This is a genomic window from Shuttleworthella sp. MSX8B, from assembly GCF_000524295.1.
GTDB classification, from domain to species: domain Bacteria; phylum Bacillota; class Clostridia; order Lachnospirales; family Lachnospiraceae; genus Shuttleworthia; species Shuttleworthia satelles.
The window spans coordinates 81,682-108,064 of record NZ_JAQT01000011.1; the positions used below are offsets into that span (position 1 = coordinate 81,682).

At 49.5% G+C, this 26,383-nt stretch carries 30 protein-coding genes and 2 pseudogenes; 31 read left to right on the forward strand and 1 reads right to left on the reverse strand.

The annotated features are described in order from the left end of the window. Positions 1 to 52: 52 nt before the first annotated feature. From HMPREF1508_RS02755 to HMPREF1508_RS02790, 8 genes are all read left to right on the forward strand, one after another. Complete coding sequence (locus tag HMPREF1508_RS02755) at positions 53 to 1,447, forward strand: type II secretion system F family protein (RefSeq protein WP_044959218.1); 1,395 nt, start codon at positions 53 to 55, stop codon at positions 1,445 to 1,447. 12 nt (positions 1,448 to 1,459) lie between these two features. Next, the gene (locus HMPREF1508_RS02760) at positions 1,460 to 1,645 is read left to right on the forward strand and encodes a Flp1 family type IVb pilin (protein ID WP_006906820.1); all 186 of its coding nucleotides are present in this window, start codon (positions 1,460 to 1,462) and stop codon (positions 1,643 to 1,645) included. Between the two features lie 8 nt (positions 1,646 to 1,653). After that, positions 1,654 to 3,162 (forward strand): DUF5702 domain-containing protein, encoded by a 1,509-nt coding sequence (locus HMPREF1508_RS02765; RefSeq protein WP_044959219.1) that lies wholly within the window; start codon positions 1,654 to 1,656, stop codon positions 3,160 to 3,162. 284 nt (positions 3,163 to 3,446) lie between these two features. Further along, complete coding sequence (locus HMPREF1508_RS02770; RefSeq protein ID WP_156923163.1) at positions 3,447 to 4,316, forward strand: hypothetical protein; 870 nt, start codon at positions 3,447 to 3,449, stop codon at positions 4,314 to 4,316. A 198-nt stretch (positions 4,317 to 4,514) separates the two neighbouring features. Continuing rightward, complete coding sequence (locus HMPREF1508_RS02775; protein ID WP_044959222.1) at positions 4,515 to 4,994, forward strand: prepilin peptidase; 480 nt, start codon at positions 4,515 to 4,517, stop codon at positions 4,992 to 4,994. 156 nt (positions 4,995 to 5,150) lie between these two features. After that, positions 5,151 to 5,474 (forward strand): hypothetical protein, encoded by a 324-nt coding sequence (locus tag HMPREF1508_RS02780; protein WP_006906814.1) that lies wholly within the window; start codon positions 5,151 to 5,153, stop codon positions 5,472 to 5,474. A 2-nt stretch (positions 5,475 to 5,476) separates the two neighbouring features. Then, positions 5,477 to 6,736, forward strand: a complete 1,260-nt coding sequence (locus tag HMPREF1508_RS02785) for a DUF6382 domain-containing protein (RefSeq protein ID WP_044959224.1) — start codon at positions 5,477 to 5,479, stop codon at positions 6,734 to 6,736. Positions 6,737 to 6,803: 67 nt separating this feature from the next. Continuing rightward, on the forward strand, positions 6,804 to 7,232 hold the full coding sequence (locus tag HMPREF1508_RS02790) for an HIT family protein (protein ID WP_006906812.1): 429 nt from the start codon (positions 6,804 to 6,806) through the stop codon (positions 7,230 to 7,232). Between the two features lie 116 nt (positions 7,233 to 7,348). On the opposite strand, the gene HMPREF1508_RS02795 is transcribed toward HMPREF1508_RS02790, so the two are convergent. Further along, entirely contained in the window at positions 7,349 to 8,416 is a 1,068-nt protein-coding gene (locus HMPREF1508_RS02795) for an undecaprenyldiphospho-muramoylpentapeptide beta-N-acetylglucosaminyltransferase (RefSeq protein ID WP_044959226.1), read from the reverse strand. Between the two features lie 232 nt (positions 8,417 to 8,648). Here HMPREF1508_RS02795 and HMPREF1508_RS02800 point away from each other — a divergent pair, with 232 nt between their 5' ends. From HMPREF1508_RS02800 to HMPREF1508_RS02905, 23 genes and pseudogenes are all read left to right on the forward strand, one after another. After that, positions 8,649 to 9,725 carry an SPFH domain-containing protein gene (locus HMPREF1508_RS02800; RefSeq protein ID WP_006906809.1) on the forward strand — a complete coding sequence of 359 codons (1,077 nt, stop codon included), beginning with the start codon at positions 8,649 to 8,651 and terminating at the stop codon, positions 9,723 to 9,725. Between the two features lie 68 nt (positions 9,726 to 9,793). Next, complete coding sequence (locus HMPREF1508_RS10345) at positions 9,794 to 10,054, forward strand: hypothetical protein (RefSeq protein ID WP_198015549.1); 261 nt, start codon at positions 9,794 to 9,796, stop codon at positions 10,052 to 10,054. Then, complete coding sequence (argF, locus tag HMPREF1508_RS02805) at positions 9,984 to 10,976, forward strand: ornithine carbamoyltransferase (RefSeq protein ID WP_044959228.1); 993 nt, start codon at positions 9,984 to 9,986, stop codon at positions 10,974 to 10,976. The genes HMPREF1508_RS10345 and argF overlap by 71 nt, the downstream gene beginning before the upstream one ends. Positions 10,977 to 10,989: 13 nt before the next feature. Continuing rightward, positions 10,990 to 11,823, forward strand: coding sequence for a biotin--[acetyl-CoA-carboxylase] ligase (locus tag HMPREF1508_RS02810; protein ID WP_049906856.1), 834 nt, complete (start codon positions 10,990 to 10,992; stop codon positions 11,821 to 11,823). 149 nt (positions 11,824 to 11,972) lie between these two features. Continuing rightward, complete coding sequence (locus HMPREF1508_RS02815; protein ID WP_044959269.1) at positions 11,973 to 12,320, forward strand: DUF6145 family protein; 348 nt, start codon at positions 11,973 to 11,975, stop codon at positions 12,318 to 12,320. 183 nt (positions 12,321 to 12,503) lie between these two features. Next, positions 12,504 to 13,286, forward strand: a complete 783-nt coding sequence (locus tag HMPREF1508_RS02820; RefSeq protein ID WP_044959230.1) for a type III pantothenate kinase — start codon at positions 12,504 to 12,506, stop codon at positions 13,284 to 13,286. A gap of 290 nt (positions 13,287 to 13,576) precedes the next feature. Next, positions 13,577 to 14,602 (forward strand): tRNA dihydrouridine synthase DusB, encoded by a 1,026-nt coding sequence (gene dusB / locus HMPREF1508_RS02825; protein WP_242834484.1) that lies wholly within the window; start codon positions 13,577 to 13,579, stop codon positions 14,600 to 14,602. 296 nt (positions 14,603 to 14,898) lie between these two features. Then, positions 14,899 to 15,381: a transcription elongation factor GreA gene (gene greA / locus HMPREF1508_RS02830; protein WP_044959233.1), complete on the forward strand. Its 483-nt coding sequence runs from the start codon at positions 14,899 to 14,901 to the stop codon at positions 15,379 to 15,381. A 162-nt stretch (positions 15,382 to 15,543) separates the two neighbouring features. After that, a pseudogene (gene lysS / locus HMPREF1508_RS02835) lies at positions 15,544 to 17,019 on the forward strand (lysine--tRNA ligase); the annotation flags it as partial. A gap of 331 nt (positions 17,020 to 17,350) precedes the next feature. Then, positions 17,351 to 17,635 (forward strand): DUF6462 family protein, encoded by a 285-nt coding sequence (locus tag HMPREF1508_RS02840; protein ID WP_156923164.1) that lies wholly within the window; start codon positions 17,351 to 17,353, stop codon positions 17,633 to 17,635. 1 nt (position 17,636) lies between these two features. After that, positions 17,637 to 17,891 (forward strand): DUF6462 family protein, encoded by a 255-nt coding sequence (locus HMPREF1508_RS02845; protein ID WP_044959236.1) that lies wholly within the window; start codon positions 17,637 to 17,639, stop codon positions 17,889 to 17,891. Positions 17,892 to 17,905: 14 nt separating this feature from the next. Next, positions 17,906 to 18,694, forward strand: a pseudogene (locus HMPREF1508_RS02850) (ParA family protein). Further along, positions 18,687 to 19,616 (forward strand): ParB/RepB/Spo0J family partition protein, encoded by a 930-nt coding sequence (locus HMPREF1508_RS02855; RefSeq protein ID WP_198015550.1) that lies wholly within the window; start codon positions 18,687 to 18,689, stop codon positions 19,614 to 19,616. The pseudogene HMPREF1508_RS02850 and the gene HMPREF1508_RS02855 overlap by 8 nt, the downstream one beginning before the upstream one ends. 299 nt (positions 19,617 to 19,915) lie before the next feature. Next, a complete protein-coding gene (locus tag HMPREF1508_RS02860; RefSeq protein WP_044959237.1) occupies positions 19,916 to 20,707 on the forward strand; it encodes a hypothetical protein in 792 nt (263 codons plus the stop codon). 142 nt (positions 20,708 to 20,849) lie between these two features. Further along, positions 20,850 to 21,125: a helix-turn-helix domain-containing protein gene (locus HMPREF1508_RS02865; RefSeq protein WP_044959238.1), complete on the forward strand. Its 276-nt coding sequence runs from the start codon at positions 20,850 to 20,852 to the stop codon at positions 21,123 to 21,125. A 1-nt stretch (position 21,126) separates the two neighbouring features. Continuing rightward, on the forward strand, positions 21,127 to 21,411 hold the full coding sequence (locus tag HMPREF1508_RS02870) for a hypothetical protein (RefSeq protein WP_044959239.1): 285 nt from the start codon (positions 21,127 to 21,129) through the stop codon (positions 21,409 to 21,411). A gap of 18 nt (positions 21,412 to 21,429) precedes the next feature. After that, positions 21,430 to 21,972 (forward strand): metallophosphoesterase, encoded by a 543-nt coding sequence (locus HMPREF1508_RS02875; RefSeq protein WP_044959240.1) that lies wholly within the window; start codon positions 21,430 to 21,432, stop codon positions 21,970 to 21,972. Continuing rightward, positions 21,953 to 22,522: a metallophosphoesterase gene (locus HMPREF1508_RS02880; RefSeq protein ID WP_198015551.1), complete on the forward strand. Its 570-nt coding sequence runs from the start codon at positions 21,953 to 21,955 to the stop codon at positions 22,520 to 22,522. The genes HMPREF1508_RS02875 and HMPREF1508_RS02880 overlap by 20 nt, the downstream gene beginning before the upstream one ends. Next, positions 22,515 to 23,456, forward strand: a complete 942-nt coding sequence (locus tag HMPREF1508_RS02885) for a metallophosphoesterase (RefSeq protein ID WP_049906858.1) — start codon at positions 22,515 to 22,517, stop codon at positions 23,454 to 23,456. Before HMPREF1508_RS02880 ends, HMPREF1508_RS02885 begins: the two co-directional genes overlap by 8 nt. A gap of 113 nt (positions 23,457 to 23,569) precedes the next feature. After that, the gene (locus HMPREF1508_RS02890; protein ID WP_044959242.1) at positions 23,570 to 23,878 is read left to right on the forward strand and encodes a DUF6033 family protein; all 309 of its coding nucleotides are present in this window, start codon (positions 23,570 to 23,572) and stop codon (positions 23,876 to 23,878) included. Between the two features lie 5 nt (positions 23,879 to 23,883). After that, positions 23,884 to 24,483, forward strand: coding sequence for a hypothetical protein (locus HMPREF1508_RS02895; RefSeq protein ID WP_156923165.1), 600 nt, complete (start codon positions 23,884 to 23,886; stop codon positions 24,481 to 24,483). A 21-nt stretch (positions 24,484 to 24,504) separates the two neighbouring features. Next, positions 24,505 to 25,212, forward strand: a complete 708-nt coding sequence (locus tag HMPREF1508_RS02900; protein ID WP_044959251.1) for a hypothetical protein — start codon at positions 24,505 to 24,507, stop codon at positions 25,210 to 25,212. 313 nt (positions 25,213 to 25,525) lie between these two features. After that, positions 25,526 to 26,251: a MerR family transcriptional regulator gene (locus HMPREF1508_RS02905; protein WP_044959252.1), complete on the forward strand. Its 726-nt coding sequence runs from the start codon at positions 25,526 to 25,528 to the stop codon at positions 26,249 to 26,251. Positions 26,252 to 26,383: the final 132 nt, after the last annotated feature.

A 26,383-nucleotide genomic window follows, 5' to 3' on the forward strand; every position in this document is an offset into this window, starting at 1 on the left:
GTTGGATCAAGGAAGATCATGAAGAGATGGAAGACGGGGAAGGGAGGGAGAGATGATCAGTCTTATCGTTCTGCTGGGAAGCATCCTCTATTTGCAAAATCGCAGACGCCATGGCAAGACATACCCGAAGAAGATCTGCCGGATGCTTCTGGGGGCGGAACTTGCAGCTCTTATTCTCTCGGGGACAGAGCTTCTGCCGGCAGGCAGACTTGTCAGTGACCTGGTCCGGCCGGAGAACGGGGAGGCCGGACGGGAAGAATCACTGATTGCCGGGACGAGGGAGGGAGAAATTCGCTATCAGCTGACCCTAGAAGAGCGGGAGATGAGCGCCCGGGAGGCAGAAGACAAGATCACAGCGGCGAGGACGGAGCTGGCAGACTTTCTGAGAGAGAATACAGAGGCTCTGTCCGAGGAGAGTCCGGATCCGAAAGCCGGGGAAGAAAGGGCAAAGGCAGGCGGGGGGAAGGAAAAAGAGGAGACAGAGGGCTTGAGTAACAGGAGCCAGGGGGAAGGAGATAAAGCTGATATCCGCGTGATTGACAGGGATCTTCGTTTTCCGCAGAGCCTGCAAAAGGGCCAGGTTGCCCTTCACTGGAGCATGCAGCCGGAGGGGATTCTTGAGCAGAACGGCCGGTTCCATCGGGATCTTTTATCGGAGGATCAGCTGATTGCAGCGAATCTGGTCTATATCTGCGGAAGCAGCCGCCGGGAGGAGACCATCCGATTTCTGGCCAGGGCTTATCCCGCCGACAGCAAAGAGGGGTATCGGAGCAGGATCAAAAGGGCCCTGGAGGGAAGAGAGAAAACGGACCGGCAAAAGCAGAAGATGGATCTGCCCGAGCAGGATTTCAGAGGAGAGGCCATCCGCTGGATGCGTCCCTATTCCTGGCGCGGAGAGAAGCTCCTCGCGCTTGGATTTACAGGAGCCCTTCTGATGCTCTTCGCGCAGAAGAAAAGCCGGATGGAGGCCGTTAAAAGGCGGAGGGAAAACGCGGATCGGGATTATCCGTCGATCATCAGTGAAATCGCCCTATATCTTTCGGCCGGGGTCACAGTGAAAAACGCGCTGGAACGGATCAGCGCGGCCTACGAAGAGCGAAAGAAGCAAGGGCAGACCGGTCATGAGGGGTATGAGGCGCTCTCTCTTCTGGTTCGGCGCATGAAAGAGGGGATATCTGAGAGACAGGCCTATGAAGACTGGCCCGGTCTGTGTCCGACGGCGTCCTATCGCAAGCTCTCCATGCTGCTGATACAGAATCTGCAGAGAGGGAACAGGCGATTGGCAGAGCTGTTTGAGGAGGAGAAACAGAGGGCCGAAGAGGCCGGCCGCCTGCGCTGCAAGAAGCTCGGGGATGAAGCGTCAACCAGGCTTCTGATCCCGATGGTGGGATTGCTGGCGGTAGTTCTGATGATCCTGCTGGCTCCGGCCCTGTTTATACACTTATGAGGAGGTAGAAGAATGGATTGGTTACGAGAAAAAGGAAGAGAATTTATATGGGAGGAAGAGGGAATCGGCACGGTGGAGATCATCCTGATTCTGGTGGTCCTGATCGGGATTGTCATTATTTTTCAGAAGCAGATTACAAATCTGGTCAACAATATCTGGAAGACCATTACCCAGCAGAGCAGGAGTCTTATTGGCTGACTGCCTCCGTGACGGTTTTCCTGAGCCTGATCTTGATGCTGATTATGACTCTTTTGCTGACTCTTGCGGAGGGAGTTCATCTCCTGGGCCTTGTCGCCGGGCAGAAGCAGTTATCGACTTATGCGACAGAAGGAGCCCTGGGGGAATACAATCGGATCCTCTGGGAGGAGTATGGGATTCTCGGGATGGATGCCGGATATGGACAAGACCGGTTTGACCCGTCAGAGCTGGAGCAGAGACTTCGGGTTCGCCTGGAGGAAGAACTGGGGGACACGCTCTATCAGACCAGTCTGACCTCTTGCGCGATACGCTCCTATCAGCTGCTGACGGATCAGAGGGCAGGACCCTTCATTCGTCAGGCGGCGCGACAGGAGGTTGGTCAGCTGGGACAGACCGGCATTGACCGAATCATAGACTATGTCCGGGGAGCAGAGTCCACGTCTGATAAGCGTGATCTTTCATCCATGCTGCAGGAGGGGCAAGGGGCCCTGGAGCAAGTGCAAAAAGAGAAGAGGGAAGAGGGAAAATCGGCAAGAGACAGCCCGGATATCTCAGAGAAGAAAAGCGAAGAAAAGAGCGGGGATCAGGCGGAATCAGGAGAAAAAGAGCGTTCCCCGTCCAATGGAAGAAAGCCAAAGGCGAATCCGATACGGACTGCCCTGGAGTGGAAGAGCAAGGCGATTCTCGCCCAGGTTCTGCCTCCGGACAATAAGTTGTCAGAGGCGAGCCTGCCGGACGGGAAGGACTGTCCGTCGAAGAGGAAGAGGCTCCAGGGGACCTCTGAGGAGAAGATAGAGACAGACCTGAAAGATCAGGGGCTTTTTCGCCTCTACCTGCGGGATCATTTCTCCCGCTTCGGAAAGGAGCAGGGGAAGGGGCATGCCCTCTCTTATGAGATGGAGTACATCCTCTGTGGGAAAGAGAGCGACAAGCGGAACCTGGAGGCTATGGTGCTTCGGCTGCTGGCCCTTCGCGAGTTGGATAACTGCAGGTGTCTCCTGGGAGATCCGGCCCGGATGGCGCAGGTTGAAGAGCTGGCAGTGCTTTTGGCGGGAGCGACGTTAAATCCGGCAGTCCTGCAATTGGTCAAGGGAGGAATTGTCGCGGCCTGGGCCTATCTGGAGAGTATTCTGGATATCCGCCTGGTTCTGACCGGGGGAAAGGCCGCGCTTCTTAAAAGCCCGGCGGAGTGGACCAGTGATATCTATGAGTTTCCGACCTATCTGGACACGACAGTCAAAGCCAGAGAGTCTTCCGCAGGGATTAGCTATGAGATGTATCTGATGGCCCTGCTCTTGCTCGCGGACAGTGGAGATCTCGCTTTAAGGGCGATGGATCTGATGGAGGCCAGCATTCGGCAGGAGGAGGCATATGGGGGGACACGGATGGATCATATGATTTGCGGACTGAATATGCACTATGGGTATGAGGCCAAAACGTATTTTCAGATTCTTCCGAAGAAGACCATGCTTCCCTGGTATCAGAGGGAGTATGAGGAGACTTGCGCCTATCAGTAAGTCTTTTGTGAGCGGCTGGCAGGAATCTGAAATCACACTGTATATTTTGGCCTTATGGAAGATACCCCGCATCCGGGATTCATAGAAGACTGTTCTGCATATGAAATTCATGGAATGTTGGCCTATATTTAGCGTTTGCTCTATGAAATAAAGAAGAAAGGAGGTGTGTCGAGGTGTCTCTACATCTGTTATGGAATCATTTCAGAACCCTATTCACCCTAAATTCAAAAATCTCTCTTTTCATAAGATCGTGTCATCGACCAGCTCATTCAAAATCACATCATTTGTTCCATATAGAGGCACCTCGACACACCTTCACGGAAGATACAGACAGGAGCGAAGGGGGCTTTCGCTGTCGACGGGGGAAGACCAGACTTTCTGCGTCCTATACCCTTGAGGCCAGCATCCTTCTTCCCCTTTTTATCGCGGCTATGGCCATGGCTATCTGCCTCATCCAGATCTTTACTCTGCAATTTCAGATACAGACCTCTCTTCGCCAGGCGACCAGACAGATGGCCCTTCTCCCCGGGAAGGGGGAAAACGCCCTGGAGATCGGTGCTCTGACAGAGGCCGATTTGCTGAAAAAGGGGGTCAATCCCGGGCTGATTCGGGGCAAATGGCTGGGAATTTCCTATGCGAAAAGCCGGATCGACGAGAGAGAAATTTGCGCTGTGGCTGAGTATCAGATAGCTCTGCCGATTCCGCTCCTGGGACAAAGGGAAGCCAGGATGACAGCGACCGCAAGCCAACGGCGCTGGACAGGCTGGGATCCTATGGAGAAAAAAGAGACAGGGGAGATGGTTTATGTGACAGCCAGCGGCGTCGCCTACCACAGGGATCCCGCCTGCGTTTACTTGAATCCGCGGATTCACTCGATTTTGGGAAAGGATCTGTCCAAGGCGAGAAATGATGCCGGGGCAAAATATAAGCCGGGTCCCTCCTGCCCCAAGCATATCGGGAAGGAGGAGGAAAATCAAATCTTTTATATCACAGAGGACGGGCTGGTCTATCACGATCGCCTGGACAGTCCGGCCCTGAGACGGCATGTCAGTCATATATCTCTTTCAGAGGCCCTAGCGCGGGGCTATCATGCCTGTCCTCGTTGTGCGGGGCAGAGTGGGACCGAGGCGGAGACTGCGGGAGCTGTGAGATAGGCAGGAGCCGCAGGAGCTTAGAGAGGGACAGGAGCTGCAGGGTCTGCGAGATAGGCAGGAGCCGCAGGAGCTTAGAGAGGGACAGGGGCTGCAGGGTCTGCGAGATAGGCAGGAGCTGCAGGATTTGCGAAATAAGCAAGGCCGCTGATCATCCTGGTGTGTAGATCGTCCTGGTGAGGAAAGGGAAGAAGGAGGACTATGGAAGGGAAATACATACTCGCGCGGTATCTTCTGCTTGGTCTCATTCTTGCCATAGCTTCCTGGCAGGATCTGCGCTATCGGCGGATTTTCTGGCCACTTCCTGCGGCGGGGATTTTTCTTGCAGGGGCAGGGAATCTCCTGATGGGGAAATTGACGGTCTGGGAAGTGGGAGGAGGGCTTCTCCTGGGACTTTTACTCATTCTGGTCTCGATTCTGAGTCGGAATGCGATCGGTATGGGGGATGCACTTCTGGTGGCGCTTCTCGGAACAGCGCTGGGATTTGGAGAGGCCCTGCTGATCTTCTGGTTTGCTTCGCTTGCGGCGGCAGGCCTGGGCCTTTTTGCCTGGCGGATGGGAAGAGGGAAGGAGAGAGGGAATCGACTGCGAAATTACGCGCTCCCCTTTGCTCCTGTTTTGAGTCTGACAGGCCTGGTCATAGAAGTGTTCTGCAGGATCCTTCCTGGCCTTTTGAGCTGAGCCTTTTCCAATAAGGTCATTTCTTTTGCTTACAGCGTCTTTACAGGGAATAAGGGACAGTGAGCAAAGGACAGTGAACAAAAGGCAACAAACAAAAGACATCAAAAAAGGATTCAGGAAGTGCAAATAGAGTCCTGTATCAGGTCTGCGCAGGGCTTGAATCAAGAGAAAAAGCTGAGATATGGGATATGGGACAGGATCGCTGTCAGGATTCTGAGAGGAGCAGAAGAGGAAATGAAATACAAGGATGATCTATGGGTACCTGCCGCATACACGATAGAAGCTTCGCTGATTATCTCGATTTCGCTGCTTTTGATCGCGGGAGGGATTTTGCTGTCCTTTGAGGTCTTTCGAGCCGGTGCAGAGTCGGTTCGCTCAATCGCGGGACAATTTCGCGGCAGAAGCCCGTCAGAGGCGGCGGACCGCTTTCGTCTGGCCAGGGCAGCGGCAGATGTTATCGGAAATCTTCGGGGGAAGTGATTATGAATTACCGCTATTCCAGAAACAGACAGAAGATTTATATGATCCTGGAGGGCAGACCGTCAGAGGAGGGGTATGAAGACCGGATGCTGCAGAGGCAGCAGTTGTCCTGCCTTCTTCCCTTTCACCTGGTTGACCAGAATGAACAGAGGCAGGTCTGGTACGATATCAGTGGGAAACGCGCGCTCAAGGACTATCTTGAACAAGAGGGAGGACTGGATCTGACTCTTTTGCGAAGGATTCTTCTCGGATTGGCACAGGCCTATGGAGAACTGGACCGCTATCTGATCTCGGAGCGATCCATCTATCTGTCCGCCGAAAGTCTCTATCTGGATCTTCATCAGGGGAGCGGGAGGATAAGCCTCTGTTACTGCCCGATTGATATTCCCGAGGGGGAGGGAGGTCTGCTCTCCGTATTTGAGTATTTGCTCCTTGTCCTGGACCATGGAGATGAGAGACTGCGCGAGACCTGCTATCAGCTGTACGAGATGCTCGCCGCGGATTCCTGTCGCATCCGGGATCTGCTGGAACAGATCCCGGCGGAGGAAGTGAGAGAAGAATACGAAGAGGAGGAGGCAGAAGAGAAATCCCCAGAGGAAGAAGAAGGGCCTCTCATCAAAGACATCAGCAACCGCAAAGACGTCTCTTCGGCAGATGCGGTCACCCGCCTTTTTCAGCGTCACTTAGAAGAGTCTGACCAGATGATTCCACTTGAGCTGCTGGAAGCGCAGTCTCCGCTGAAGGGGATGTTTCAGCGCCTGTTATCGGGCCTTGGTTCCGCTGTCAAGAGGAAGAAGGGGCTGACAGAACGCCTGAGTCAGAGGGCGAGTGTTTTGATTCCGCCGGCCAAAGAGGAGATCCCGGTGCATTTTGACGAGGATCGGCTGGAATCGGACGAGACGGTTCTGCTGGAGCCGGGAAGAAAAGAAAGGGAGGAGTCAGGAGAAGAGCCTCATTGTGCCCGGGGCTTTTTTGAATATCAGGGAAGAGGAGGATTCGAGAGCTTTCAGATGCAGGGGCTGACCTGTCACATTGGGTCAGGACCGGACAACCAGGTCATTTTAAAGAGCCCGGGGATCAGCCGCATGCACGCGGTTTTGTATCGAAAGAGAGACGGGGTTTATCTGGAGGATTTATCCTCACTGAACGGAACCTTCTGCCAAATACGGGGGGAGGAGGTCTGGCTCGCGCCTCATCAGGAGCACCGTCTTTCCATGGGGGAAGAGGTCTTCTTCGCCGGGGAACCGTTTGTCTTCCGCTAGGGCAAGTCCTATAATGAGCCTGTGAAATTCACCTGTGAGAAGATAGGACAATCGAGGAGCCAGGACGATGAAGAGAGACGACTGTATTTTCTGTAAGCTTGCCAACGGACAGATCCCCGCGAACACCATCTATGAGGATGAGGATTTTCGCGTCATCTTAGACGCCAATCCTGCCAGCGAGGGACATGCGCTGATTCTCCCCAAGGAGCATTATGCTGATATCTATGAACTGGACGATACCCTTGCCGCCAGGCTCTTTCCCCTGGCCCGGAAAATGGCCTGTGCCATGACGGAGACGCTTGGCTGTGACGGGTTTAACATTCTGCAGAATAATGGCGAGATTGCCGGTCAGACCGTGTTTCATTTTCACATGCACCTGATCCCCCGCTATAAAAATGCCCCCAATAACCAGGGCTTCCTGCTCTGGAAGCAAAGAGGACTCTCAGAGGAGGAGATTAAGGCGATCAGAGAAAAACTGGCCCGTCAAATCCGCTAGTCAGAAGAAGGGATCAGGGTTTTCAACCGGGAAGAAAAGCTGCCGGGGCCGGGGGAACCCCTATCAGAGGATCAAGAAGGTGGTTAAGACAATTTTCCCTTTTTCCATGGGGAGTTTCAGGATCGGGCGATGGTCTCAAACAGGTCCATAATCTTTCCGATGGAATCCATCTGACCGGAGTCCTCCATGGCGCAGATATAGTCAGAGGCATGCTCAGAGACATAATCAATGGCTTTTGCCAAGCTCTCCTCATTGCATGCCTCCTCCTCTATGACGTAGGAGAAGCCCTGCTTTTCGAAGGAGCGTGCGTTTAAAATCTGATCTCCGCGACTGGCAGCGGCGGAGAGGGGAATCAGAATATTGGGCTTGCGCAGAGAGAGCAGCTCACAAATGGCGTTGGCGCCGGCTCTGGAGACGATCAGGCTAGCAGCCGCGAAAAGATCGGGCAATTCTTCAGAGATATATTCATATTGGCGATAGCCTTCGCGATTGTCCAGGGAGGCATCCAGGTTTCCCTTGCCGCAGAGGTGGATGATCTGATACTGGTCCAGGAGCTGATCCAGAGAACCGCGCACGGCGCGATTGATGAAGACGGAGCCCAGGGATCCTCCGATAATGAGAAGGACGGGCTTGTCATGGGAAAAGCCGGTGAAGGCGTAAGCTCTGGAAGGATCGCCATGCAGCAGTTCCTGACGAATGGGAGATCCTGTCAGCACGGCCTTGTCTTTGGGCAGGTACTTGAGCGTTTCCGGGAAGTTGCAGCAGACCTTGACGGCCCCCCGCATGGCGATGCGGTTGGCCAGGCCCGGCGTCATATCGGATTCATGGATGATGGCGGGAATATGAAGGGTTTTGGCCGCCAGGACGACGGGGACAGAGACAAAGCCGCCCTTGGAAAAGACGAGATTGGGGCGAAGCCGCTTCAGAAGAAAGAGAGCCTCAAAGTAGCCCTTGGCGACGCGGAGAACATCGGTGGCGTTTTTCAGGGAAAAATAGCGGCGCAATTTGCCGGAGGAAATGCCGTGATAGGACAGGCCGGCCTTCTGAACCAGCCCTTTCTCCATTCCGTGATAAGAACCGATGTACTCTACCTGATACCCTTCTTCTCGCAGACGGGGAAGAAGGGCGATATTGGGGGTTACATGACCGGCTGTTCCGCCGCCGGTCAGTACAATTTTCTTCATATGAAACACTCCTTTTTCGCGGGACTGCCACAATCATTGATATAGCAAAAGGTCATTTGAATTGTTGCCATCAGAGAGAAGAGGGACAATCAATATCTTAAGTCTATCCGGGGTTGGATAAAAGTCAATTTTTCAGTTTTTGTTAAGGAATATAAAGGACCTGTCTGATATAATGGGGACAGTGATCTTCCAATATGTGATGGAGCAGAGACTGGAAACGAGGAGGTAAGATATGTCACAAATTATAGGAATTGTCATCCTTATCATTGTTCTGGCGCTGTTGGTGTCCAACGTACGTATCGTACCGCAGGCCCACGCAAATGTGATTGAGCGCCTTGGCCGTTACAAGGCGACCTGGGATGCCGGCCTTCATCTGAAGGTACCCTTTATTGAGAGGGTGGTCAAGAACATTTCGCTCAAGGAGCAGGTGTTTGATTTCCCGCCCCAGCCCGTTATCACCAAGGATAATGTTACCATGCAGATCGACTCCGTCGTCTTCTGCAAGGTCTTTGATCCCCAGCTCTATACCTATGGAGTTGAGAATCCCCTGGCAGGTCTGCAGAATCTGTCAGCGACTACCCTTCGTTCCATCATAGGAGAGATGGAGCTGGACGCGACCCTGACCTCCCGCGAGCAGATCAACGCCAAGATGCAGGCCGTTCTGGATGAGGCGACTGATGCCTGGGGAATCAAGGTAACCCGTGTTGAGATCAAGAATATTCAGCCGCCCCGCGAGATCGAGGAGGTTATGACCAAGCAGATGCGGGCGGAGAGAGAGAGGCGGCAGACCGTCCTTGAGGCGCAGGCGCATCAGGAGGCCGTTGTCAGTCGCGCCGAGGGAGATAAGAAGGCCAAGATCCTGGCCGCCGAGGCGGAGAAGGAAGCGCAGATCGCTTTGGCAGAAGGCCGCGCCAAGTCAATTGAGCTTGTATATGAGGCAGAGGCAGCCGGTGTCAAGATGTTAAATGAGTCCAAGGTCAGCGAGGGCGTCCTCAAGCTCAAGGGACTGGAGGCCCTGAAGGATGTGGCGGACGGCCGCGCCACCAAGATCTTTATGCCCTCTGATATCAGCAGTACCATTGCCAATTTGGGACTTGCCGGCGAGGCGCTGGGGATCGGAGATTATACGCCTGTCGATAAGGCACCAAACCCCAATGTCGACACGACTGCAGATCCGTGCATTCACTCCGATACCGGGAAAGGAGGCATAGAGGCTTCTGTGACCACTCGTTCCATTAATCATGAGGTAACTACCAAGTCTGCCAGTGAGGCCGCAAAGACCGATATCCGTTCACCTCGTCTGAAGTGATATAAAAGCGGATCGCATAGGGCTTTGCCGGGGACGAATGAAAATGCGAGAGCAATGAGAAAGACTGTGTGGAAATGGGGACCAGTGGTGCCGTTTTCATGCAGTTTTTCCTTTGCTCTACAGAATTCACAGAAAAGCGGAACTGGGATATAATGAAGCGGAATTTAACCGGACCGCGAGCCAAAAGGGACGTAGGACAGGTCAACTTCGGGCAGAGGGAACAGCCTGAAGCCGCGCTGATTTTTACAGGAGTAGAACATGAATTTACAGGGAAGAAATCTGCTGAAGATGAAGGATTTTTCCGGGGAAGAAATCAGGAGTCTGATTGATCTTGCCATTCGTCTCAAGAGAGAGAAGCGAGAGGGGATTGACCAGAGCGCTGAGCTTCGCGGCAAGAATATTGCCCTGATTTTCGAGAAAACTTCGACCAGAACCCGCTGTGCCTTCGAGGTGGCTGCGGCGGATCTGGGCATGCATACAACTTATCTGGATCCATCCGGCTCCCAGATCGGCAAGAAGGAGTCGATCAAGGATACCGCCCGTGTCCTGGGAAGGATGTTTGACGGGATCGAGTATCGGGGCTTTGGACAGGAGATTGTCGAGGAGCTGGCCAAGTACGCGGGAGTTCCCGTCTGGAACGGTCTGACGGATGAGTCTCATCCCACGCAGATGATTGCGGATATGATGACAATCAAGGAGCGTCTGGGAGAGCTTGAGGGAAGGAAATTCGTCTTTATGGGGGATGGTTCCTTTAATATGGGCAATTCTCTCATGGTGACCTGTGCCAAGCTCGGCATGCACTATGTCCTCTGTTCTCATCCCAACTGCTTTCCTTCCCGGGAGCTGGTTGATTACAGCAAGAAAATCTGTGAGACCAGCGGCGGAAGCGTGACTCTGACAAGTGATGTAGAGGCGGGCTGCAAGGACGCGGACGTGATATACACGGACGTCTGGGTCTCCATGGGGGAACCCTTCGAGATCTGGGAGCAACGGATTTGCGACCTGCTTCCCTATCAGGTGAACGCGAAAGCGATGTCCTACGCCAGGGATACCTGTCTCTTTATGCACTGCCTGCCTGCCTTCCATGATCTTGGAACCGGACTGGGCCGCCAGATTTACGAGAAATTTGGCCTGAGTCAGATGGAAGTGACAGACGAGGTCTTCGAGAGCCCTGCCAGTGTGGTCTTTGAGGAGGCGGAGAATCGTATGCACTCGATCAAGGCCATCATGTACGCGACCATGCCGCGATGAAAAGAGATCAAGCATGCAGATTTCCTATGACTGGATTGAGAGAATCGACTCTACCAACAGTGAATTGAAGAGGAGGAGCAGTCAGAGCGTTCTTCCGGAGGGATATGTTGTCTCCGCCAATCAGCAGACCGCCGGTCGGGGGAGAAGCGGTCACAGCTGGCAGTCTCCGGAGGGAACGTCGATATCGACATCCATGCTCCTGCATCCGGATACACTGCCCATGGAGGCTGTCCCCAGATTAACCCTCTTGGCGGCCATGGCGACAGTCCTCGCAATTGAGGAGGAGACAGGAATTGAAAGCCGGATCAAATGGCCCAACGATATTGTGATCGCGGGCAGGAAAGCGGCAGGCATTCTGACAGAGATGGCGGCCGAGGGGGGCAGAGCCCGCTATGTGCTTGTCGGCATTGGAATCAATGTTCACCAGAGAAGCTACGACCCGCAGATCGCAGACAAGGCGATCTCCTTAGATGAGGCGGTTCTCCTGCGGGGAGGAGCAGATTTCGATTACAGGGGATCTGTGCATGCGGACAACCGGGAGACGGGTGATCGTGCCGGTATTTCTCATATCAGCCGCAGAAAGCTGATTCGGTCCATTTGGGAGCATTTTTCCGATCTCTACCGGGAGTTTTCGCAGACGGCGAATTTGGAATTTCTTCTCTCGGATTACAATGAACGTCTGGTCAACCGGGAACAGAGGGTCAGGGTTATGGATCCGGCCGGGGTCTATGAGGGCATTTGCCGGGGAGTCAACAGCCGGGGAGAACTGATTGTTGAAAGCGGGGGAAGACGCCGAATGATCAATTCCGGTGAGGTTCATGTGCGCGGGCTCTATGGCTATGTCTGAGCCATGTGCCTCCTCTGGGGAGCGGATAGGAATTGTGATGAGCTGCCCGGAATGATTGGATACATCCGAGAGATGTGTCGCTTTTGGGAGGGCGGATGTATGTCTTCTCGGGATCAATGAAAAAACAGATGAAGAGTGAAAGTGAAAAAATGGCGGATATAACAAGGGGGACTGTTCTCTGCGGAGCCAGTTCCTACAGCAGGAAATTCTATTTCAATCCGGAATTTGTCTCACTGCCCAAGGGCATTCAAGAGGAACTGAAGATTATGTGTGTGATGTACAGCTCGGAGGTCAGCGGAGAGATAGAGCTGGTCTTCACACCGGATGGAGACCTGCTGATTCGCGCTGATCACAGGGAAGATGACGCTCTTTTTGACGAGATCGGAAGTGGGCTTAAGATCAGGGAAATGCAGCGCAAGCGGAGGGAACTCCTGGAATCTTTAGAGAACTATTATAAGGTTACACGGCTGGGACAGGCAGTTCCTGAGAAAGCGTAAGAAATTTGTTACAGGGCATACGATGAACAGAAGAGTTCGACTGCCTCATGAAGCAGTTGGGAAGTTGCAGTCAGAGAAGGAATCCTTTCATAATCAAATTGAGTGATCAAATTGAGCGGAGTGAGAGGAAGAACAGGAGAGGGGACAGCAGGATCATTTCCTGTTGTCACTGAGGAAATTGCTATGTTGCTTTGCATTGATGCTGGAAACACAAATATTACTCTGGGAGTTTTTGACGGTGAGGAGATGAGGGGGCCCTACCGGATGACGACCCGATCAGACCGGACCAGTGATGAGTATGGGGTGATTCTGACAGATATCCTGCAGTACAATGGGATGAATCCCTCCTCTGTCGAGGATTGTATCTTGTCCTCGGTTGTACCAAAAATCAACTACTCTTTAATCAATGGCATCTACAAATATTTCGGAATTCATCCGCTTCTGGTAGAGGCCGGCATTAAGACAGGCATCAAGATCGTCACGGAGAATCCGAAGCAGATCGGCGCAGACCGCATTGTGGACGCTGCCGGGGCCTATGAGATCTACGGAGGACCCTGTCTGGTTTTGGATTATGGAACGGCGACCACCTATGACCTGATTGGAGACGACGGGGCCTTTGAGGCGGCAGTCATTGCACCGGGGATTCGCATCTCCGCCTCAGCTCTCTGGGAAAGGGCGGCAAAGCTGCCCGAGGTGGAGCTGACTAAGCCAAAGAGCATTCTGGCCAAAGAGACGATTTCCTCCATGCAGGCGGGTTTGATCTTCGGACAGATCGGCCAGACCGAGTATATTGTCAGGGAGATGATCCGCGCGTCCGGTTATCAGAAGGTTAAAGTCATCGCTACCGGCGGCCTGGGGGGGATGATCGCCAAGGAGACCGACTGTATAGATATCTATGATCCCAACCTGACTTTGCTGGGATTAAAGATCATATATCAGAAGCAGAGAAGACGGGTTCAAAAATAGAGAGTATTTGACATATGAACCCGCTGTATATGATGGCAGCTGCATATAAGGGTAACGGTAGCTGCATATGAGACGGTATATGAAAAGCGGCAGTCAGAAAGATAATAAAACCGACCGGGGATAGGAAATAGGGACTGCGGGAGAGCAGGTAGATTCGTCGGTTGATTGTGTATGCGAGAGGACTGCCTGATGGCGTATGCAAGAGGAATGGCTGATGGCGGGGACGAACGGGACCGCTGATGCAATTTGTGAACGGGTTACTCAAGGCATAAAAGAGAAGAGGAGGACGGATGACAGAGAAGGCGCGGGCGAAGGAAAGGAAGGATGGGAGAGAGAATGCAGTGATTCATCCTCTGACCATCGGCAGTGTCAGCCTGGCCAACAATCTGATCCTGGGTCCGATGGCGGGGGTGAGTGACCTCCCATTTCGTCTGCTCTGTCATGAGCAGGGGGCGGGGCTTGTCTGTACGGAGATGGTCTCTGCCAAGGCGATTGCCTACAAGAACAGAAATACGAGGGAGCTCCTGAAGGTTTCGGATGAGGAGCGGCCGGTTTCCCTGCAGATTTTTGGGTCCGATCCTGCCATTATGGCGGAACAGGCCAGACAAATCGAAGACCTGCACTGGGACATCTTAGATATCAATATGGGCTGCCCGGTCCCAAAGGTCTTCAATAACGGGGACGGGTCGGCCCTGCTCAGAAACCCGCTTTTGGCGGGGCAGATTATCGAGTCTGTGGCAGGCGCCATTCATAAGCCCCTGACCGTCAAAATTCGCTTGGGAGTCAGCCCGGACACGATCAATGCTGTGGAGATGGCACATATCGCCCAGGAGTCCGGGGCGGCGGCGGTGGCGGTTCACGGGAGGACCAGAGATCAGTTCTATATGGGGGCGGCTGATTGGGAGCAGATCGCAAGGGTCAAGCAAGCAGTCTCTATCCCGGTCATTGGAAACGGCGATATCAAGAGTCCGGCCGATGTGCAGGCCATGTATGAGCAAACCGGAGTGGACGCTTACATGATCGCCCGCGCGGCCCAGGGAAATCCCTGGATTTTCAGGCAAATCCTCCGCTTCTTTCAGGAGGGAGAGGAGCCTGTCAAACCCAGTCCTCAGGAGATGTGCGACACAATGCTGCGCCAGGCCAGGATGATGTGCGATCTGAAGGGGGAATATTCAGGAATCCGGGAGATGCGGAAGCAGGCCGCCTGGTATACAGCAGGCTATCCCAGGTCGGCCAGGCTCAGGGGCATGGTCAACGATGTGGAGACCTACGAGGACCTGGAGCAGCTGTTTCGGGCGTACTTTGGCCTTTCGTGAAGCCTGACAGTTTGTGCGCGTCGAGCTGAGAGGAGACCGATAGAGATAAAGGCACAAGGTATATCATTGTGATAGTGGCAGCCCGTGAGCGTCGAGAGGAGATCGATCGGGGCCATCGGGATCGAGGCGGTCCGGGAACGCCCGCGCTCAATTGGCCCGGGAACGCTATCTTGACATTTGTTTGGCATCTTCCTATAATTTTGAGCATATATAACCCTGTGCTTACGCGTAGGGGTATTTTTATGAGATGCGGGTGAGAGCGTGCAAGGGGGCAGGAGCCCGGGTGAGGAGAGATCATGGCAGAAGCAAAAAAGAATCTGATGACCTATGAGGGTCTGCAGAAGTTAGAGGCAGAGCTTGAGGATCTGAAGACCAATAAGCGTAAGGCGAATTCCAGAGATATCGCTGAGGCGCGTGAACAGGGAGACCTGTCCGAGAATGCCGAGTATGAGGCGGCCAAGGAGGAGCAGCGGCAGATCGAGAACCGGATCAATGAGATCACAAAGATCTTAAAAAATGCAGAGATCGCGGACGATATCGTGGACAAGTCCATTGTCAATATCGGCTCCACTGTAACCCTTTTGGATCTGGAGTACGATGAGGAACTGACCTACAAGATTGTGGGCTCGACAGAGGTCAACAGCCTGGGCGGAAAGATCTCCAATGAGTCTCCCGTAGGCGCAGCCATCCTTCACCACAAGGCAGGCGAAACAATTACCGTTGAGACAGAGGCAGGAAGCTTCAAGTACAAGATCCTGTCCATTTCACATGACGAGTAAAGGGAAAGATCAGAGACAGGTCATCAGGGCCGAAAGAGAGGGGCCGGCCACCATATTCGCGCCTGCGGGATATGCAGCGACGAATTATGGCGGTCGGCTTCATTCATGGAGATGAAATCTTCCGTCACGATTATAAATTCCCGGTTCATATAAGGAGAGATTATGGAAGAGCAGAATAAGAAGCAGGATACCAACCAGCTCAGGAAGGTGCGCCGCGAGAAGGCCGCCATGCTGCGGGAGATGGGCAGGGATCCCTTTGTGATCACAAAGTTCGATCAGACACATCACAGTGTCGATATCCGCGAGCATTTTGAGGAGTTGGAGGGAAAAGAGGTCAAGATTGCAGGCCGTATGATGTTTAAGCGGGTCATGGGCAAGGCCTCATTTGCCAATATTCGTGACCTCAAGGGGGATATGCAGATCTATGTGACCCGTGATGATCTAGGTCAGGAGGATTATGCGCTCTTTAAGAAGTATGATGTGGGGGATATCCTGGGTGTTGTCGGTCAGGTCTTCCGCACCAGGATGGGAGAGATTTCCGTTCATGCCAGTCAAGTGACGCTTTTGTCCAAATCCCTGCAGCCTTTGCCGGAGAAGTTCCACGGCTTGACAGATACAGATACCCGCTACCGGCAGAGATATGTGGACCTGATCATGAACCCCGAGGTCAAGGATACCTTTGTCAAGAGATCCCAGATCATAAAGGAGATCCGCAATTTCCTGGATGGCCGCGATTTCATGGAGGTTGAGACCCCCATGCTGGTATCAAATGCCGGCGGGGCAGCAGCGCGTCCCTTTGAGTCCCATTACAATGCCCTCGACGAGGATGTTAAACTCCGTATCTCCCTGGAACTCTACTTAAAGAGGCTGATTGTGGGCGGTATGGAGCGCGTCTACGAGATCGGCCGCGTCTTTCGCAATGAGGGTGTTGACACCCGGCATAACCCTGAGTTTACGCTCATGGAACTCTACCAGGCTTACACTGACTATAACGGAATGATGGAACTGACGGAGTCCATGTTCCGCTATCTGGCTGAGAAGGTCTGCGGCAGTACCAGGATCACTTACCAGGGGACTGAGATTGACCTGGGCAAGCCCTTTTGCCGTCTGACGATGATTGACGCCATCAGGGAGAAGACGGGGATTGACTTCGATCAGGTGAAGACTCTGGAGGAGGCCCGGAAGCTGGCTGATGAGCATCACATCGTCTATGAGCCCCATCACAAGAGGGGGGATATCATCAATCTCTTCTTCGAGGAGAATTGCGAGGAGTCTTTGATCCAGCCCACCTTTATCATGGATCACCCTGTTGAGATCTCTCCTTTGACCAAGAAGAGCCCCAAAGACCCGTCCAAGGTAGAGCGTTTTGAACTCTATATCTATGGCCGCGAGATGTGCAATGCCTACTCCGAGCTTAATGACCCCATTGATCAGAGAGAGCGTTTCGCGGAGCAGGATGCCCTGGCAGCAGCCGGTGACGAGGAGGCCAACCACACGGATGAGGACTTCTTAAATGCCATGGAGATCGGCATGCCTCCTACAGGCGGCATCGGCTACGGGATTGACCGTCTGGTCATGCTCCTGACTGACAGCCCAGCCATTCGCGATGTTCTTCTGTTCCCGACGTTAAAATCGCTATAATTTCGTCGCTCCTTGTCATTCCTTGTCACGCTTCGTCACACTACGGACAAGTATGGACAACGGCATGTAGACGCAAAAAGTCGCGTTTTCTGAGCCGAAAAGTGAGGTCTCTTGAAGCCTCATGTAAGAGTGGAAAAATGCTTCGTGCATCGTCACGGAATGTGATGTAGAGCACGGATTTGGCTGAAACTAAACAGGTAAATTATCCAGAGGACAGCTTTTGGATGGTTTCACAGGCACTTACTTTAGAGAAATCTAGAGTAGGTGCCTTTTTTCGTGCTTGGGGCAACTTGTAAACATTTTTTCATTCGGAAGGAGGCTCATGATCGTGGCAAAAAGATCAAAGGAAGAGAAGGAAGAAGAAAGAAAAAAGGAACTTCTTCGGACATTAAGAAGAGGACCGGATCTTGACCGGTTCATAGATGAGCAGAAGCGGACTTTTGTTTCTTATGCCCAGGGCGCACGGATGTATTCCATGAACTATTACTCATTCGTGAAACTGGCAAAAGAGGCAGGAGCAAATATCCGTATTAAGAAGAACGTGGTCATCGATCTGGAGTTGATCGACAAGTATCTGGAAAACAATTGCGAAGGCGCGGAAGGAGAAAACTGATATGGAAAGAGGAAGATCAAAAGATCCCGGTAAGCAGGAGAGACTGGATAATTACAAGGCACAGTTCAAAAACGGCAAGAAGAAATGGGTCAGATACGATGAGGGCGCGATCCTTTATTCTATGGGGATCCACTCGTTTATGGATCTGGCTAATGAGGCGAAGGCAGTTTATCGCATCAAGCGTATCTGTCTTGTAAATACTGAAAAACTGGATGAGTACATTGAAGTAATGTACGGAGATCCGGAAAGTAACTAAGGAGGGCAAAGATCATGTGTAAGGTTATCGCAGTTGCAAATCAGAAGGGTGGGGTCGGAAAGACCACCACAGCTGTAAATCTTGGAATCGGACTGGCTGCAGAGGGCAACAAGGTTTTATTGATCGATGGGGATCCCCAGGGCTCCATGACGATCAGTCTGGGATATAGAGAGCCGGACAGTCTTGAATATACGCTGTCTACTCTGTTATCAGAAGTAATGGAAGAGAAAAAACTTTCTCTCACGGAGACCATCATCCAGCATGATGAAGGCGTAGATCTTATTCCGGCAAATATCGAATTGTCAGCTCTTGAGATCAATCTGGTAAATGTCATGAGCAGGGAAGTCATGCTCCGGAGTATTGTGGAATATCTCAAAGCAGAATATGACTACAAGTACATTATTATCGATTGTATGCCCTCGCTCGGGATGCTTACGATCAATGCCCTGGCGTGAGCAGACAGTGTTCTGATCCCGGTCCAGGCTGCATATCTTCCGGTAAAGGGTTTAGAGCAGCTCATCAAAACCATTGGACGAGTACAGAGGAGACTTAATAAGAATCTTCGGATCGAAGGGATATTGCTTACGATGGTAGATGCCAGGACGAATTATGCCAGGGATATCTCACAGCTTGTCATAGATACTTACTCGAATCAGATAGGCGTGTTTCATACCTGCATCCCTCTTTCGGTTCGTGCGGCAGAGATCAGTGCAGAAGGGTCCAGTATTTATCAGTATGATCCGAAAGGAAAAGCTGCAAATGCGTACCGGACATTAACGGAGGAGGTGTTGGATCGTGGCTAAGAGAGTTGGACAGAAGATCAAAATGACATCCATTGATGAATTACTCTGTGTTCCTTCAGTAGCCGGTTGTGATGAGATCGAGGTTGCAAAGATCCGGCCGTTCAAGAATCATCCGTTTAAGGTTCTGGATGATGAAAAGATGCACGAACTTGTAGAAAGCATCATGTTAAATGGAGTACTGGTTCCGGTTACTGTCCGTCCGCTTGAAGACGGAGAGTATGAAATGATCTCAGGTCATCGACGGTTATTTGCAGTTAAGGAAATCGGATTGGAAAGGATTCCTGCTATCGTAAAGAAGTACGATGATGATGAAGCTGTACTGGCCATGGTGGACTCGAATCTGCAGAGAGAAGAGATTCTTCCGAGCGAGAAGGCTTTTGCGTACAAGATGCGTTATGATGCTATGCGCAGACAAGGCCAGCGAAGCGATTTAACTTCGTCCCGAATTGGGACGAAGTTGCAGGAAGGCAGAGCGGATGATGAACTTGCAGAGAAAGTAGGTGAAAGCCGCGGACAGTTACATCAGTATCTCCGCCTGGTAGAACTCGTTCCTCCGATTTTGGAACTGGTTGATAAGAAAGCCTTGGCACTTGCTACTGCAGTAGAAGTTTCTTTCATGGATCATGAAGTTCAGCAGATGCTTTACGAGTACATGTGTGAGAATGAAATCTGCAAGACGTTTCAGATCTTTGCATTGAGAGATTATCTGAAGGAAAATGATACCATCACTAAGATGGAACTCATGCGGATCCTGAATGAGAATGCCCCCAAGGATGAGAGCAACAGATTTCAGCAGCTCACGATCACCAAGAAGAAATTGCAGGAATACTTTCCGAATTTCTATACCAAGTCACAGATGGAAAAAGTGTTGTTTTCTCTTTTGGAGGAGTGGAAGAAAAAGAATTCAGAAACAGAAACCTAATTCAGTATGAGCCAGGAGTTCGTTCCTGGCTCAGCTTTTAATTCCTATATTTCGTCGTGGGGAAACTCTCAGTAAAACGGGAAATGGAAGTGCATAGTAGACTTTAAGTAGACTTTGAAATTCTCAAAAGGGATTTAGATATAAAGGAATAACAGATTATAGCCGATAAAATAGAAAGAGCGTAATGTTGCTTAAAAGGATTTACAGATAAAATTTAAACTATCAGCTAAGGATGGCGCAGGATTTCAATGGAATGAACATGAGATTGTGCGTCGTTTTGTATTGTAGGAGGATTGCCTTTGAACATAAATTCTTTACAAGAAGAAAGTATTATAACTTCGCATATTATAAACTCAACTATTAGTAAAAATGTATCGCAGATGACAGGGAACAAAGGAATCTCCCCTTTTTCTGAAATACTGTCAGAGGCATGTGGAAAAACAGGTGATGTAAGCAGTATGTTTCAGACAGCGTTTTCTAGTTATAATGTTCAAACTAAGGTGGGAAATTGTAATGTGCCATGGGAATCCTGGGATCGTAACGATTTTCCAATTTGGGAGTATTTTAAGAAAGACTCATCAGCAGAATGCCTGAATAAATGGAGACCAAGTGGTCCTGAACCACTACAGACGGATAGAAATGTACAGAAAGGTCTCAGCCAGATTAATTATGGGGAGATGGTTATTCTGATGCCGGAAAGTCTTCAGAAGAAGATGGAATCTGATCCGAATTTTGCAGAAGAGGTTTTAAAGAAGGTACAAAAGTGGAAAGAAGATTATGATAGAGAGGATAATGCAATTGCAGCTTCTCTCGGATATGATCCTGGACTTAATCAGTTGTCGAAAAGCTACTGTATTCAGTTAGACGAGAACGGGAATGTCGGAGATTATACTGTCGTTGGCGGAGGTTTTGATGATCCGCACGATACAAGTGTCACAGTTATTAGCAAAGATGATCCGTTTTTGTTTAGGAAAACTGTAAGGAAAGAGAACCAGCTGGTAACAGAGAATACGGTAGTAACAGAAAAGAATGATATTGACTTTGAAAGCGTTGCTCCATATTTGATGGACTTGAAGGTGAAGAAGGAATAGAAGGGCTTTATCACAGACGGTGGCGATTGATTAGATTCAGATTAGATTCATTTGCCCCGTCTTTTTTTGCCTTGATATGTAGTCAATGACTACATATAATAAAAACAGAAGAACACGCATTGACTACATTGAGGAGGTGCCTATGAAGAAGGAAATATATAACCTCGAAGGAATCGAGATTGAAGTAGAAAAGTATGACAAAAATGACAAGGATGCTGAGCGTCGACGCCTGGCTTATTGTTTCAGAATGATCAGGGAAAAGTCCGGTATGAGCAGAACTGATTTTTCTGTATGGTTGGGTGTACCTTATCGGACCATGCAGGAGTGGGAACTTGGCCGTAGAGCCATGCCGGAATATGTTTTACGTTTGATCGCTTACAAGGTGATGAACGAGCTGCGCGAAGGGAGGATTGGTTAATATGCTCATATTACGAAAACTCTTGAAGGTCTTGTTGTTACCGGTTGCTTTTGTTCTGTTTTTTATAAGATGGGCTTTGGAGGCTTCGGTGAAGCTGACAGAATGGGCAGTAGGGCTGCTAACATTAATTGTTGGAGCAGCTATTATCTATAGCATCGTTATCCATAGGTGGGGGGATCTGTTCCTTTATTCATTGATATTTGCTGGTATCATGGTTATCTTGATGGCAGTGGTTGTAGTGCAGGATTTTTGCAGCTCCATGCTTGATAAGATAAGCATGTTGTAATTCGATGAGGTTATAGAAATGGTATTTTTTACAGCAGATATGCACTTTGGCCACAGAGCCATAATAAATATGCAGAATCGTCCTTTTGAATCTGTAGAGGAAATGGACAGAGTTCTTCTTCAGAATTTCAATTCGGTGGTTCGTCAGAATGATACAGTTTATATTCTGGGTGATATCTGTCATCACATGAAAGTCGATGATGCGGATGCCCTTATCAAAAAGCTGAATGGAAAAAAGTATCTGATCATTGGGAATCATGATAAAAACTATGACCCGAGACTCTTTGAGGATATTCGGGACTTTATGAAGATTTCTATAGATGGTCGTAACTTTGCATTGATGCATTATCCGATGTTGTCATGGCCAAAGAAAAGTAGTGGAGGATACCAGTTGCATGGTCATATACATGCTCGTATGGAATATAACGAAGCAAATCGTGCAGAGGGGATCAGGCGATATGATGTCGGAGTAGATGCCAATAACTTCTTTCCGGTTTCGGTAAAGCAGATAATAGATTTCTTTGGAGAGCAGGTGAATGTGGATGATCACAACATTATATGAACCATTCCGTCATTGGTCTGAAGGCGGTAGTGTATATATTCTTTCGGATCTGCATTTCTCAGACAGTGATTGCAAATTGATGGATCCAAATTGGATCACGCCGGAGGAACAACTTGATATAATCAATGGAATGGTAGGCAAAGGAGATACCTTTGTTTGCCTAGGCGATGTTGGTGATCCGAAGTATGTACCTATGATTAAAGCGCGTAAAAAGATTTTGCTCTTGGGAAATCATGATGCGCGTGGAGCATATAAAGATCTGTTCAGCGAAGTATACGCTGGACCGTTGTTTATTTCGGACAAGATCCTTCTTTCACATGAGCCTGTGTACGGGCTTTCCTGGTGTTTGAACATCCATGGGCACGATCATAATAATTTGGAAGCGTACAAAGATGGTTGCAAGCATATCAACCTTGCTGCCAATGTATGTGGTTATACGCCCACCAATCTTGGAAAGATCATAAAGGATGGTATCCTGTCAGATATTGAAAGTATTCATCGCGTGACAATAGATCGTGCGGTGGAAAGGAAGATGAAGCGTAATGAGTAAGGTCTTTGTAATTCCGGATGTTCATCTGAAGCCTTGGATATTTGATAAGGCAGAGGAACTTCTTTCTCAAAATGAATATGACAAAATAGTTTGTCTTGGAGATCTTGTTGATGACTGGGATCAGGAAAAGAATTTGGGATTGTATGGTGAGACCTTTGATGCAGTTGAAGAATTTATAGAGCGTCATCCGAACTTTCTACTATGTTATGGAAATCATGATGTGAGTTACATCTGGGAGGCTCACGAGTCAGGGTATTCTGACTATGCGAGACCGGTAGTGCTTGAAAGAATATCAAAACTTGAAAAGCTTATTCCAGCAGGGAATATAGCGTATATTCATCGGATAGATAATGTTCTTTTCAGCCATGCAGGTTTGACAGAAGTTTTTGTTTCGCATTTTCTCCCAGATTTCTGCGGAGATATAGATGGGCTTCTTGAAAAGATCAACGGTTTCCGAAGAGATGAACTGTGGTGTGATGCCTCACCAATCTGGGCAAGACCGCAGGATGGCAGAATTGAAATGTATCCCGTCGGATATCTGCAGGTTGTAGGGCATACTCCGGTCAGAATGACTGATTACTTTGGAGAAATTGTCACGGTAGATAATTTCTCTACGTATCGTAACGGAGATCCTATCGGAGACCAGCGATTTATCTGGGTTGATACAGTTTCAAAGCAGTGGGGATTTGCAGATGGTGACGGAGCACCGGAGAAACTGCCGGATCCCAAACTGGATATCCGCAATTATACGGTTGGTGATCATGTTAAGTTCAAGATCAGATATCATGGCTCTGACAAGGAAGAGATTCTTGATGGTACAGTTGAAATCATAGATCATTATCCCGGCAGTCGAGCGTCAATTGATGTTATGAGCGGAGATACTTTGTATAAGCATTTATCGTTGACAGATATTCTCGAGCATGATTATGAATAAAATGATTTAAGTTTGGTATTTTTGTACTACAGCATAACAGACGTTGTGATATATTTAAGCGATTTAGCAGGACAATGCTATTTGGACGGGTAGGGAAATCGAAAGGAGAAACTATGTACCATTGGGTTGAAGACAAAGATTACACCCCGTTTATACCTTTTAAGCATAAAGAAAAGAAGAAGGCTGAAAAAGAAGCAAGAGAAGAACGCTTGCAGAAAGCAAAAGATAAAAAGACAGATAAAACAGCCGACGAGGAAGAACCTCAGAATATTGACGATGGCAAGGAGTATGTAACCATAGAAGCGAAATCTATGGATGAATTGCTTTCTAAAGTACAGAAATACTCATATAGCGAAGCGCTTAATCGTGTTTTTACTGATTCTGAGCGCATGGTCGGCGGACATGTCGATTTTAGGGGGTGATGACTATGAAATTAGGTGAAGTCATTCCGAAATACAGAGAATACCGACAGGAGCTTGTTGATCAGACCAGAAGCCTTGCAAAGCAAAGAGATGAGGCAAAAAAGAAGTTTGAGTTGACAGGTGATAAAAAGTTTGAGGAAGAAGCGGCTACATTACAGCTTTCCGTGGAGGCTTCGGACGAAGAGTTTAAGAAAAACCAGGAAGTGCTTGATGGATTGATGGAACAATATGCAGCGGCTTGGAATGCTGAGGTCGCAAGGCAGCAATCGGATCCGGAGACGGGATATGCTGCAACTATGGGTAAGATCATGACAACAGCCATGAGGATGTCCAGAGGCGATAATGTTCCATATTCCGATGAGAAGAAGCTTCAAGAGGCAAATGAGAAATTATACGCTTCCGCAAAACAGGCGCAGGCTATGATGAAGCAGATGAAGAATCATAAGGCGAAAGATTATGATTCCCTCTGGGATGAGGAAGGTGGCGAGTATGATCCCGAAGCTGCTGCGGAAAATGCTGAGGCAACGGGAGAACTGCCAGAAATACCTGAAATCGGTTCGCAGGAAGCTGGAATGGAGGCTTCTGCAGGAGAGTCGGAAGGGTAATTTTAGAAGGGAGACATGAGTATGCCGGTTAATCTTTTTGGAAATATAAATGGGACCTATCAGCCACCGCAGATGAACCTGCTTGGGTCGGCTAAGGTACAAAACAGTAATCCAGTTAGATATAATGAAACTGAGCTTGGGAAGAATAATCCTGTGGTTAAGGTCAATATTTCAGCAGAAGGATTTAGGGCTTTACATGGAAGTAAACTTCCTGGAAGCGTAGATATCAAGGCAGAACAGGAACAGATAAGATACATATCTGAGCATCAGCCAACTGAGAGCTACTATAACCGTATGTCCCGTGAAATGAGTAATGCCCTTGAGCAGAAACGGACAGAGAATAATGGTAACCTGACGATAGAAGACAGGGAAGATGCTATACTGAGCAGTTTTCAGTCTATTGCTGATGAGATTGTTAAGGGCTATGAAAGCGGTGCAAGAGTAAGATTTGTTGAAGCCCCAGATTCTGAGGACGGATACCGCAAACTTACAAAGGGAGACGAGCTTGAAATACTTCAGAAGGAATTTGATGATCTTTCAGAAGCTAAATTCGGGAAGAAGCATCAGGAAGAGGCTGAGGCAATCGCTAAATCTTTAGATGCACTTCATAAAATCATGGAAGAGAACGGCAAAGCGACAACCGCTAAAAAGTATGACCCCATCAAGATGCCGGATGATTTTCTTGAAAGGCTATTAAGAAAATCCCGGATGTTTATAGCAAATCTTTAATAGAAATATGCTATAAGCGAAGTAAGAAGGCGCAGCGCGAGTATCACGCAAAGCAGAGACGCACCTGGGGTGAACTTAATCCCGTGACAAGGAGCGTACCGAGCGGAAAGACCTACAATCGAAAGAAGGAAAAGCAGAGGTTGCTACGTGCCAGTGGCACGTGTTCAGCAACGACCGAAGCGAAGCGGAGACCGGCAAAGAGTTCAAAAATGGATTTGATGCCGATTTTTTTTGCAAAATTATATATATTTTGCTTGACTATGACGTAACGTAATAGTTTATGATGTAATCACACGTGAAGGAGATGATAGCCATGAAGACAGTAAATGAAGTGAGTAAGCTGACAGGAGTGAGTATACGCACGCTGCAGTATTACGATAAGATAGGGCTCTTAAAACCGGCGGAGTATACCGAGTCCGGATACAGGCTGTATGACGATGCGGCGCTGGAGAGACTTCAGCAGATTTTACTGTTTCGTGAGCTTGAGTTTCCGCTTAAGGATATCAAGGATATCGTAACCAGATCTGATTTTGACAAGAGATTGGCACTTGACCAGCAGATAGAACTTCTAGAATTAAAGAAGGAACACATCGAAAATCTGATCAGTATGTGCCGTGGATTAAAACTGAGAGGAGTGAGACATTTGGATTTTACAGCATTTGATTCAAGCAAATTAGACGAATACGCTAAGCGTGCAAAAGAACGGTGGGGTAATACTCCGGAATATAAGGAATTTGTAGAGAAGGACCAAAAGCGTTCAAAGAGCGAGGAAGAAAGTATGATGGCCAATTTCATGAAAATCTTTGAAGAGTTTGGAGGTATGAAGGATGAAGATCCTGCTTCTGCAGAAGTACAGGATCAGGTAAGGAAGCTGCAGAGTTTTATTACCGAGCATTTTTATAAGTGTTCTAATGAGATTCTTTCCGGACTTGGTAAGATGTATGCCGGTGGCGGAGAATTCACCGAGAACATTAATAAGATGGGCGGAGAAGGAACTGCTGAATTTACTCACCGGGCGATACAGATCTACTGCGGATGATACAAATTTTTGAAAAAAGTAGATTTTCGGTAGGTTTTTGGTAGGAAAGTGGTAGGTTTTGAGTATTCTTTTTTGAGTTATAGGACAAAATGTGTTGATGAAAACCCCTACAAGCCCTTGTAAATAAAGGGC

Excerpts from the sequence above, each read along its gene's own strand:
- HMPREF1508_RS02875 (WP_044959240.1), top strand. The coding sequence starts at position 21,430 with ATGGTATTTTTTACAGCAGATATGCACTTTGGCCACAGAGCCATAATA.
- HMPREF1508_RS02755 (WP_044959218.1), top strand. The coding sequence starts at position 53 with ATGATCAGTCTTATCGTTCTGCTGGGAAGCATCCTCTATTTGCAAAAT.
- HMPREF1508_RS02790 (WP_006906812.1), top strand. The coding sequence starts at position 6,804 with ATGAAGAGAGACGACTGTATTTTCTGTAAGCTTGCCAACGGACAGATC.
- argF (WP_044959228.1), top strand. The coding sequence starts at position 9,984 with ATGAATTTACAGGGAAGAAATCTGCTGAAGATGAAGGATTTTTCCGGG.
- HMPREF1508_RS02900 (WP_044959251.1), top strand. The coding sequence starts at position 24,505 with ATGCCGGTTAATCTTTTTGGAAATATAAATGGGACCTATCAGCCACCG.
- HMPREF1508_RS02865 (WP_044959238.1), top strand. The coding sequence starts at position 20,850 with ATGAAGAAGGAAATATATAACCTCGAAGGAATCGAGATTGAAGTAGAA.
- HMPREF1508_RS02905 (WP_044959252.1), top strand. The coding sequence starts at position 25,526 with ATGAAGACAGTAAATGAAGTGAGTAAGCTGACAGGAGTGAGTATACGC.
- HMPREF1508_RS02895 (WP_156923165.1), top strand. The coding sequence starts at position 23,884 with ATGAAATTAGGTGAAGTCATTCCGAAATACAGAGAATACCGACAGGAG.
- dusB (WP_242834484.1), top strand. The coding sequence starts at position 13,577 with ATGACAGAGAAGGCGCGGGCGAAGGAAAGGAAGGATGGGAGAGAGAAT.
- HMPREF1508_RS02810 (WP_049906856.1), top strand. The coding sequence starts at position 10,990 with ATGCAGATTTCCTATGACTGGATTGAGAGAATCGACTCTACCAACAGT.
- HMPREF1508_RS02815 (WP_044959269.1), top strand. The coding sequence starts at position 11,973 with ATGGCGGATATAACAAGGGGGACTGTTCTCTGCGGAGCCAGTTCCTAC.
- HMPREF1508_RS02775 (WP_044959222.1), top strand. The coding sequence starts at position 4,515 with ATGGAAGGGAAATACATACTCGCGCGGTATCTTCTGCTTGGTCTCATT.
- HMPREF1508_RS02885 (WP_049906858.1), top strand. The coding sequence starts at position 22,515 with ATGAGTAAGGTCTTTGTAATTCCGGATGTTCATCTGAAGCCTTGGATA.
- HMPREF1508_RS02820 (WP_044959230.1), top strand. The coding sequence starts at position 12,504 with ATGTTGCTTTGCATTGATGCTGGAAACACAAATATTACTCTGGGAGTT.
- HMPREF1508_RS02760 (WP_006906820.1), top strand. The coding sequence starts at position 1,460 with ATGGATTGGTTACGAGAAAAAGGAAGAGAATTTATATGGGAGGAAGAG.
- HMPREF1508_RS02795 (WP_044959226.1), bottom strand. The coding sequence starts at position 8,416 with ATGAAGAAAATTGTACTGACCGGCGGCGGAACAGCCGGTCATGTAACC.
- HMPREF1508_RS02890 (WP_044959242.1), top strand. The coding sequence starts at position 23,570 with ATGTACCATTGGGTTGAAGACAAAGATTACACCCCGTTTATACCTTTT.
- HMPREF1508_RS02800 (WP_006906809.1), top strand. The coding sequence starts at position 8,649 with ATGTCACAAATTATAGGAATTGTCATCCTTATCATTGTTCTGGCGCTG.
- HMPREF1508_RS02845 (WP_044959236.1), top strand. The coding sequence starts at position 17,637 with ATGGAAAGAGGAAGATCAAAAGATCCCGGTAAGCAGGAGAGACTGGAT.
- greA (WP_044959233.1), top strand. The coding sequence starts at position 14,899 with ATGGCAGAAGCAAAAAAGAATCTGATGACCTATGAGGGTCTGCAGAAG.
- HMPREF1508_RS02870 (WP_044959239.1), top strand. The coding sequence starts at position 21,127 with ATGCTCATATTACGAAAACTCTTGAAGGTCTTGTTGTTACCGGTTGCT.
- HMPREF1508_RS02880 (WP_198015551.1), top strand. The coding sequence starts at position 21,953 with ATGATCACAACATTATATGAACCATTCCGTCATTGGTCTGAAGGCGGT.
- HMPREF1508_RS02785 (WP_044959224.1), top strand. The coding sequence starts at position 5,477 with ATGAATTACCGCTATTCCAGAAACAGACAGAAGATTTATATGATCCTG.